Raw genomic sequence first — 8,696 nt, 5'->3', positions numbered from 1 at the left:
GTCCTTCATATTGAAGTCCGTTGAGATCTTTCCCGATTCGGTTTACCCCAATGACATAGGACATATTCTCAATGGCACGGGCCTTTAACAATGTGTCCCAGGCAGCTATTCGGGTATGCGGCCAGTTTGCCACGTAAATCAATACGTCGTAATCCTCTGTATTTCTCGACCAGACGGGGAACCTCAGGTCATAACAAATTTGCAAAGAGAAAGTCAATCCCTTATACTGCAAGGTCTTCCGTTGGTTGCCGCGTTGGTAGACCTTATCTTCTCCCGCAAGGGTAAAGGTGTGCCTTTTATCGTAGTACTCGTAATTTCCGTCCGGAAACATAAAAACCAGCCGGTTATAATACTCACCCGCTTCCTGAAAAATGAGACTTCCAGCCAGGGCCGCCCCCGTACGAGTCGCATTTTCCCGCATCCAGTCAAGGGTATGCCCGGCCTCCTCATATGGAATACGCCCGGGATTCATGGTAAAACCCGTAGTGAACATTTCCGGGAGAACAATCAGATCCGTTTCTCCATCCAAAGTATGGATCAGGTTACCGAAGTGTGCCCTGTTGTCCTCAGGGTTTTCCCATTCTAAAGATGTCTGTATCAGGGCGACTTTCACGGCTTACAGGGCTTAGAAGATTCAGGATTGGGCTTCAAGTATTGGAATCAGGCTATGCAGCCCCTGGGATCGGGCATGGTCCAAAGCCGTTTTCCCCTCCGGATCCTTCGCGTCCACACGGGCACCCTTCTCCAGGAGTAAGCGGGCCATAGGCTCCCGGTTAAAGGTGATCGCAAAAATAAGGCAGGTTCCCCCCATTCCATTTCGCTCATTTACGTTCGCTCCGGCATCTATTAGGATTTCCGCAATCCTCGTATACCCTTTAAAACAGGCCCCCATAAGTGCAGTGTTTCCGGAGCCGTCCTTTTCATCCACCGGAACGCCCTTGTCCAGCAAGAGTTGTACTACTTCGGCCTGATTGTAATAGCCCGCCAGGATTAATGGGGTAGAGCCCCGCTGATCCCTGCTGCTGAGCAACTCCGGGTGCGCCTTGAGCAAGGCAGCCGTGCGTTCGATATTTCCTTCACGTATACTGTTAAAAAATTCACTTGTTTCCATAGATGTAAAAATACAGTAATTGACAAACAGGAGAAACAACCCCCCCTGGTTTTATTCGGTAGATTTTAACCCTGGATTTCCATAAAATATCCCTACCCTCGTATCTGCTGCAATACCTACTGATCCGAACCGGAAGGATGATTCCCCGGACTGAAGTCTTCCGGGGCATTCTGGGGCTCCTCAATGGAGTTGTGGCCACCTGAATCATTGTATACAAGCCATTGTGACGGGTTGTAGAGGGGGCTTGAAGTCAACACCCCGGCACGTCGCTCCGCCTTACCGTCCTCAAATTCATGTGGGGTCCCGCTCCCATCGGTGCCCGGGTTACCAAAAGTGTCTTTAACGTTGCCAAAAGGATCGATCAGGACAAGGGTATCGTCCCCGTTGGAATCCGCAGGGCCGTTTCCTGAAACCGATTTATCCGGAATAAAACCATAAGTTGCTTCAAATACGTCCGGGTGCGCACTCAGAACCAGAGTGCCTGCAGCCGGGATGACCAGTCCCTCCAAAGAAACTGTCCTGCCGGGCTCCACATTCGCATTGGTATACCTCAGCAATTCCCATCCTGTAAGATCAATTTCCCCCCCTGAGGCATTGAATAACTCTAAAAATCGAGCCTCGGGCAGGTTATCCGGGTCTGCAATCTCTGAAATCAGGACAGAATCTGAGGTCATAGAAGGAGTCAGAAACTCGCATCGGGGTGCCCTAAAATCAAAATCAGAAGGGGACATCACCACGAGTTCAAAACGATTCCGGTACTTATTGAGAAGTCCCCGGACCCTTCCATGTCCGGTTGGAAGTGGTTGTGCATAGAAATCGGAATATCCGCTGTTCTTTACGTTCAGGGAATTTCCATAACAGTCCGAGAGGGTCCTCCGGACCTCCATCCCGGCTTCGGCAAATGGAAGTCCGGCTTCCTCTGTTATAAATTCGACATTCTCAACCTCCACAAAAGTATTGAGGAGGCTGTCTGAAAGTTCGGTAATTTCAGTGGCGACAGGAAGGGGAAGGCGCTCCGATTCGCAATGCACCCGAATATGATTTTGAAAGAGACGGGCGGGGAGACGGCCCACACTCAGGTTTCCAAAAGACGAAAAGGAGCCTCCAAGTTCAAAAGCCCCCGAGGACACCCCCAGATACAATCCCTGTAAATATACCGAAACACGGCTGCCAAAAGGGGCTTGCGAATGGGATTCCAGCAAATCCGTGTAAAAGACAAGCCCTCCCCCCTGTGGATCCGCGGCGTCCTGCAGGTAAATTTCACCGAAAATATTGGAAGTGGCATCCGACGAGACCACGATGGCTTCCCACTGGAGTGAATCTGCTATTTGTATCGTCTCACCGGGATAAATCCTTTTGAGTTCTGAAAGGGTTATCGCTTGAGCACCGAACCCGGAACAGTCCCGCTCGGGCGGATCTGCGCCCAGGTCGGGTTGGCACCCAGAGAAAAGCCCGAAAAACAGGCCGGTGAAGCACCACAAAACAGTCAGGTATTCGAATCCTGATTTCATAAAAAACTCCAGCTTAAATTGAGAAAAAAAGTTCGCCCGAATCCGGGCCAGTAGCGAGTGCCAAAAGATGGATTGCCACTCAATTGATCGTCATACCATTGTTTTAGATTGCCATTTCTTCCCGATTGGTAACCGCCGGAAAGATAAAACGCATCCAGGAGGTTGGCGACACTGATAAAAAGACTTACATAGTGGGGTCCTTTTTTCCAGGACTTTCCCCCGAGAAGATTCACAAGATAGACAGGAGGGAGCGCCTTTGGCCGCAGGGACTTCGGGTAGGCTTCCCGTAATATACCCGGAGACTCCTCACCGGTTTCCGGATCGCGGAGAAAGCTCCGGGTATGACGTAAAAAAGAAGGAGATGGGTATTGCCCGGATAGATAATTCAATGTAGTCCCTATCCACCAGTACGAAGGATCCCGGTAATGAAGGCCTATACTAAATGCCCGGGAAGGCCCGGCAGGAAAAGGGTGCCCTTTTATAGCAGCGGGTCCAAGGGCAAGCGTGCCCTCTGCCTGGTGAAGATCCCCGGGCTGGTCTCCCGGCAGAAAATATATCCTGAGATCCGGATCGCTGGCGTAGGTGAATTCCCCCAAAGCTAAAACAGTACTGAGCTGCACCGCAGGACTCAGGTCTAGTTCCAGTCCTAACTCTACCCCTTTGTGAAGCCTATCCAGACCGGTAGCGATTTCCTGGATAAACCCCGAACCATAGCCCGTATCAGAAAAAAAGAAATTCACCTTTCCCTGGTCCATTACCCGCGTGTAATATCCGCTCAGGCGTGAGGTCAGCACAGTTCCCCTTAGAAAATAGGACACCTCCGCAGAAGCAAGACGCTCACCCTGCAGGTTCTCGACAAATCCGTGGCGCTCCCTGGGGTTAATAAAGGTGTTTCTCAATACTGGTGGACGCTTCATAAGAACCCCGTTCACAGCTATCCAATGTCTTCCTGTAATCTGGTAGGTCAACCCACCTTTGACTCCATAATCTGCAAAACCCTTGCGTTTGCCAGCACCCACAGAGGTTTCGGGATATTTTTCATTGCGAAAATTTCCGGTCCGTTGGTATGTGATTTTTCCAGCCTGCCCGCTTAAAAAGGCCGTCCACTTCGGTCCTGAGGTTTCAAGAGATAAGAAGGTCTGCCATTGAATTACCCCAATATTGTAGTCATACCCGATTCGGTCGCCCTCCTTCTTTTCCAGGACGCCTTCCAAATCATTTCTCGTCCCACTAAAAGGATCCGCATCCTGGTGATAGGCAGCCCCGAGAAGGTCATCCAGGCGGCCGTAATTCTGAATCGTGGATTGCTGAAAAAGGGTTCCGGCCCGAATTTGCCAACCCCGTGCCAAATCCCAGGTCCCAAAAGTGTTCACTGAAAACTGATTCTCTTCCGAGCTATCCGCCTGCAGGATATAGGATGCTTCCTGACCCGGGTTTCCCCGGGTATTCATACCATAAAGTGAGTGCCAATCGATTTGGCTGGAGTTTCCGAACCCCTTCCTGGCAGCCTCCGCACTCTGAAGGTTGGGTCCGACGGGGCTGTTCCAGTAAAAGCTCGGTAGATTCCTGTAATACGCCGGGTCCGGATTCGGGGCATTGAAATAGGAAAGACGCGTCCGAAACTGGATACCTTCCCGGTAGGCCCCTGCCACGGTATATCGCAAAGAGGAGCCGGAGTAATGATATCGAAGACCGATAAAAGGTTCAGAGATGTATCGCATTCGGGAATTCCGGACCTTGCCTTCCTGCCATCCCCAATAAGGGTTGTACAACCTGCCTCCCAGGGCCAAAGTCTCGGCAGACAGAGCCGAAGACCTCCCCCTGAGATTCGAAGCATAAATACCCACAAGGGTCACTTCGTGTTGGGGAGATGGCCTGTAGGCGATTCCGCCTAAAACGGAATAGGCATCATAAGGTGTGCCTTGCATATACCCCTGTCCGGCCGCCCGTTTGGAAACCGAAGTTAAAAAACCCCATTTGCCACTTCCCATACCCGAATTATAGGTAGCCATAAGGCGACCTGCGTAATTGCGGTTAGAGGCGCTCACCGTAAGGCGGAAGCCTTTTCTGACTGCCGACGGACTGATCTGTATCGCCGTAGTCCCCATAATCCCTCCGAATCCCGCTTCTGAAGGTTGCAAACCCATAGAGTACTGCTGGTTTCGGGTCACGTCATTGAGGCCACCCCAGTTATTCCATTGCGGACGTCCATTGGAAAAGCGATTCATGGGAATCCCATTGAGGAATACAGCCGCATTTCTATTGTCATAGCCGCGAATCCTGAAAAATGCAGCACTGAAATCAAACGCAGCCCTGTTTAAAAATATATCCCTGCTTGCGTGGAGAAATCCCGAACTGCCCTCGATCACATCTTCCTCAAAAACATCGCTCTCACTCAATGGGATAAGGTTTTCTTCATCTGCGGGTTCCCTCTCGGGTTCCAGGGTCACATTTCCCAGGTCCAATCCCCGGGATACATCGAGATTGGTAAAAGTCCGGCTGGTATACCCCTTCAGAGAAAATTGACAATTTATATGAGTCCGTGGCCTTTGGGGTTTCAGGAAGAAAATCCCGGCAGAATCCGAGAGCACTTCGGCGCCCCCATCCTCAAACTTCACCAAAACCCCGGGCAGCCCCTTCCCGGAATGCAGATCCACAACCTTGCCCCTCAGGCCTGCTTGCTGAGCCACCAATGTAAAACTCAACACAAAAAACAAACCGCCACAAATAATATTGCGGATAAACCTGAGCGAGAAAACCATAGAAACCAGGAGGTTGAAACGAGGCGAAAGTCGACCGCCACAGTGCATTCGCCTTGCATATCCGCCCCTTAGATTTGTCAGAAACTCAAATGAAAAATCGAATCGCGCTCGCCTTTCTCGTATTGATTGGTCACCACACACTCCTTTGTCAGGGGTTGGAAGGACCACCACCATCGCACAAAACCGGCAAAAGCCAATACCTGATCCGCACCATTGCCTTTTACAACCTGGAGAATCTCTTTGACACCCGCAATGATTCCCTTACATCAGACGACGCCAGAACGCCTGAAGGGGTGGACCACTGGACCGGCACACGCCTTGCTAAAAAACTGCTGCACCTCTCCCAAACCCTTGCTGAAATCGGAACTGAAATAGGTGTGAATCCCCCGGATATTATCGGGGTCTGTGAAGTCGAAAACGAAGACATGCTCCAATCCCTGATCCGACAACCGGCCCTCCGTTCCTTTCCCTATGGGGTTGTCCATTTTGATTCTCCGGATCCCCGGGGTATTGATGTAGGATTGCTCTATCGCAAAGACCGCTTTTTCCCGGAAGAAAGTAAGAGTGTTAGGTTGCTGTTACACGATGAAAAAGGATTTCGCAAATACACCCGGGATCAGTTAATCGTCCTGGGGTACCTGGATACGGATTACATTGGACTATTGGTCAACCACTGGCCCTCCCGGGGCGGGGGCACCATCCGGAGTCGGGGGCACCGCAAGGCCGCCGCCCTGCTTCAACGCCACCTGATCGATTCCCTGATGTACCGCCATCCGGAAATCAAAATCATTTCCATGGGTGATTACAACGACAATCCGGAAGACAAAAGCCTAAGTATTTTAAAGGGGAGGGCATGGAAAAAAGAACAGTCCTTAAATCGCGAACTCTACAACCCCCTTTCAAAGGCGTACAGAAGGGGGTTGGGAACCCTGGCCTACAGGGACCGATGGAACCTCTTCGATCAGATTCTTTTTAGTCGGGACTGGAGGAATAAAACAGGAGAAGGGTATCGGCTTTGGAAAATTGGAATTTTCCAGGCCGATTACCTTAAAACTCCTTCAGGTCGCTATAAGGGGTATCCTTTTCGAACGTATGCGGGAGGCCTGTACCAAGGCGGGTACAGCGACCACTTCCCCGTGTTCGCTTACCTTATTCGCCCTGCGCTGGCAAGGGCTAATTAAACCATTGTCCCCACGGTATGCGACTGAGGATCAAGAGCAGGCCCAGACCGTAAAAAATAGCGATACTCCGAAACTTTTTACTCCCCTCCAGGAATTTTTTGTGACGGGACCAACCAACGGTTATTAAGACTACGGCGACAATATTGATCAGGGGGTGTTCCAGGGCGAGAAGGCGGGCGGCAGGATTGGAGGTCACGCCCTCCATCCCTACGAGCTGTATGGCCTTAAAACCACTGGTGGTAACGAAGTAAAGCACCAGACCTATTAAAAGTTGGATATGGCTTAGGATCAGGGCGAAAAGACTGATTCTCAAATCCTTTTCCATCGTAAACATTTTGTTTCCTAAAAGGCCGAGCACAGCGTTCGCTACAGCGATAAAGAGTATCGCCAATACCACGTAGGCCAGATAGGAATGTACAGTTTGCAGAATTTCCATGGTCTTTGATTTAGCCTTAAAGGTATTCTTTTTTACAAAAAAACCCCGGTCTCGCGACCGGGGTTTTTTCACAGAATCTGAACCTTAATTAAATATGTATCGCAGTCCGATTTGCGCCTGCCACCTTGAAGAGGCCAGACCCGCATCATTCAGCTCAATAATGTTGGGGGTTCCATCATCATTAACTGTACCGTAGTTCACCTGGAAAGCCGGCGTATCGTTTGTACCGACAGTAGTCAAAGGGCTGACCTCAGAACGGATAAACCTTCGCTCTCCCCAATCTTTATTGATAAAGTTGGTGAAGTTGAACATATCCAGTGAAATCTGGAAGGTATGTGTCTTACTGCCAAAATCAAGGCTGAAGTCCTGAAGCAGCTTCAGGTCAACCACATGATTCCAAACCCCTCTGGAGCCATTGCGCTCCGCGTACTCCCCGCGGCGTTCACTCAGGTAGTCTACACTGTTGATAAAGGTATCGAGGTCGTTCCACTGCTCATCAGCAGAAACGATGACATTCCCCGCGTTATCCGTAATGTCAAGCAGCAAGATATCATCCTGGTTCTCGGGGATATAAATCAGGGCGTTATCTCTGGAGTCGTCGTTTAACAAATCCCGGCCTTCCCTGTAAATAAAGCTATACGGTGTGCTCTGATAGCCTTCATAGAACAGTGCAATCGTAGTTTTGATATTGTCGTTCCACGGAATTTCATAGGAAACATTTGCAGTAATACGGTTTCCAATGGCAAAGTCCGAACGGGTCACAGGCAGATTTGAGTTCTTTCCATTTACCGTCTGAATATTTCGCCACTGCGAACTGTTCTGGGAAGAAGTCCCGTCAAAAACCTTGAAGGAATCGCCATAGGTATAGGAAATCTGTCCGGCAAAACCGTTCTCAAAAGGCTTGCGAAGCGAGAAGGTCCAGTTATAGGCGTACCCCCCTCCGGTATTGGAAGCCAGGTAAATCCCCTGATAGGTCGGATCGATTTCATCGCGACGGTCGTAGAATGGACGGTTATCCGCTCCCTGATAGAAGCCCACAGGCCCCTTCAGGTTGAGGTTCTGGTAATATACATCCGTAATGACATCCGTATAGAGGAAGTCTCCGGTAGCGATCAGATTCCAGAAAGGCAATTTCTGATCTATGGCAATGTTGTATTTTGTTACCTGAGGCAGTTTGAAGTCCTTGGCAATTAAGTCAATATTACCCCCTGTACCCCCGGTTCCCGGTTCAGGATCCTCAAATTGGTTGTTGACATCCGGTTCGAACGGCTGTCCGAACTCGAACATAAACCCTCCGGTTATCCCGTTGTTGTTATAAGTTCCCCCGGGCCATACCAAAGGCAGGCGGGAGGTGAAAATCCCAAGACCCCCACGCACCTGGGTTGTTCCGTTACCATTGACATCCCAGTTAAAACCAACCCTGGGTGCAAACATCGCAGTAGGATCGATGCCCTGACCAACCCGGGCACCTTGTAAATCCTTTCCGGCAGCTTGCAGGAGCGGAATGGTACGGTCGTTAAAGTCGTCATTGGCCGTGCCGTCTTCCCAGTACGGAATATCGATACGCGCCCCGAGCGTCACCCTCAAATTATCAGACATCTGAACCTCATCCTGTACATAGAACCCGGCTTGAACAGTACTGAACTCTGCCGCACCGGCCGATTCATCGCCAACGGTTCCATCCCCTACCAGGGA

At 50.4% G+C, this 8,696-nt stretch carries 6 protein-coding genes and 1 pseudogene; 1 reads left to right on the top strand and 6 read right to left on the bottom strand.

Going from position 1 to position 8,696, the window contains the following annotated elements; genetic code table 11:
- The 4 genes from WBV75_RS10420 to WBV75_RS10405 all read right to left on the bottom strand — a co-directional run.
- The coding region (locus WBV75_RS10420; RefSeq protein ID WP_424120549.1) for a nitrilase-related carbon-nitrogen hydrolase at positions 1–613 on the bottom strand (613 nt) is incomplete at its 3' end.
- A gap of 21 nt (positions 614–634) precedes the next feature.
- Entirely contained in the window at positions 635–1,111 is a 477-nt protein-coding gene (locus tag WBV75_RS10415) for an ankyrin repeat domain-containing protein (RefSeq protein ID WP_424120548.1), read from the bottom strand.
- 116 nt (positions 1,112–1,227) lie between these two features.
- Positions 1,228–2,622 (bottom strand): DUF5689 domain-containing protein, encoded by a 1,395-nt coding sequence (locus tag WBV75_RS10410; RefSeq protein WP_424120547.1) that lies wholly within the window; start codon positions 2,620–2,622, stop codon positions 1,228–1,230.
- Positions 2,619–5,384, bottom strand: coding sequence for a TonB-dependent receptor (locus WBV75_RS10405; protein WP_424120546.1), 2,766 nt, complete (start codon positions 5,382–5,384; stop codon positions 2,619–2,621). Before WBV75_RS10405 ends, WBV75_RS10410 begins: the two co-directional genes overlap by 4 nt.
- Before the next feature lie 89 nt (positions 5,385–5,473).
- On the opposite strand from WBV75_RS10405, the gene WBV75_RS10400 reads away from it, so the two are divergent.
- On the top strand, positions 5,474–6,565 hold the full coding sequence (locus tag WBV75_RS10400; protein ID WP_424120545.1) for an endonuclease/exonuclease/phosphatase family protein: 1,092 nt from the start codon (positions 5,474–5,476) through the stop codon (positions 6,563–6,565).
- On the opposite strand, the gene WBV75_RS10395 is transcribed toward WBV75_RS10400, so the two are convergent.
- Both WBV75_RS10395 and WBV75_RS10390 read right to left on the bottom strand, forming a co-directional pair.
- Positions 6,558–7,001 (bottom strand): hypothetical protein, encoded by a 444-nt coding sequence (locus WBV75_RS10395; RefSeq protein ID WP_424120544.1) that lies wholly within the window; start codon positions 6,999–7,001, stop codon positions 6,558–6,560. The two genes, WBV75_RS10400 and WBV75_RS10395, sit on opposite strands and share 8 nt — an antisense overlap.
- Positions 7,002–7,085: 84 nt before the next feature.
- Positions 7,086–8,696: pseudogene (locus tag WBV75_RS10390) on the bottom strand (TonB-dependent receptor); the annotation flags it as partial.

It is taken from the genome of Robiginitalea sp. (assembly GCF_049588695.1).
Taxonomy (GTDB): domain Bacteria; phylum Bacteroidota; class Bacteroidia; order Flavobacteriales; family Flavobacteriaceae; genus Robiginitalea.
The sequence above is the reverse complement of the archived record's forward strand: the minus strand, read 5'-3'. Positions and strand labels throughout refer to the sequence as shown.

Bases quoted from the DNA above. Each gene is read 5' to 3' on its own strand.
- WBV75_RS10410 (WP_424120547.1), bottom strand. From the start codon at position 2,622: ATGAAATCAGGATTCGAATACCTGACTGTTTTGTGGTGCTTCACCGGC.
- WBV75_RS10405 (WP_424120546.1), bottom strand. From the start codon at position 5,384: ATGGTTTTCTCGCTCAGGTTTATCCGCAATATTATTTGTGGCGGTTTG.
- WBV75_RS10400 (WP_424120545.1), top strand. From the start codon at position 5,474: ATGAAAAATCGAATCGCGCTCGCCTTTCTCGTATTGATTGGTCACCAC.
- WBV75_RS10395 (WP_424120544.1), bottom strand. From the start codon at position 7,001: ATGGAAATTCTGCAAACTGTACATTCCTATCTGGCCTACGTGGTATTG.
- WBV75_RS10415 (WP_424120548.1), bottom strand. From the start codon at position 1,111: ATGGAAACAAGTGAATTTTTTAACAGTATACGTGAAGGAAATATCGAA.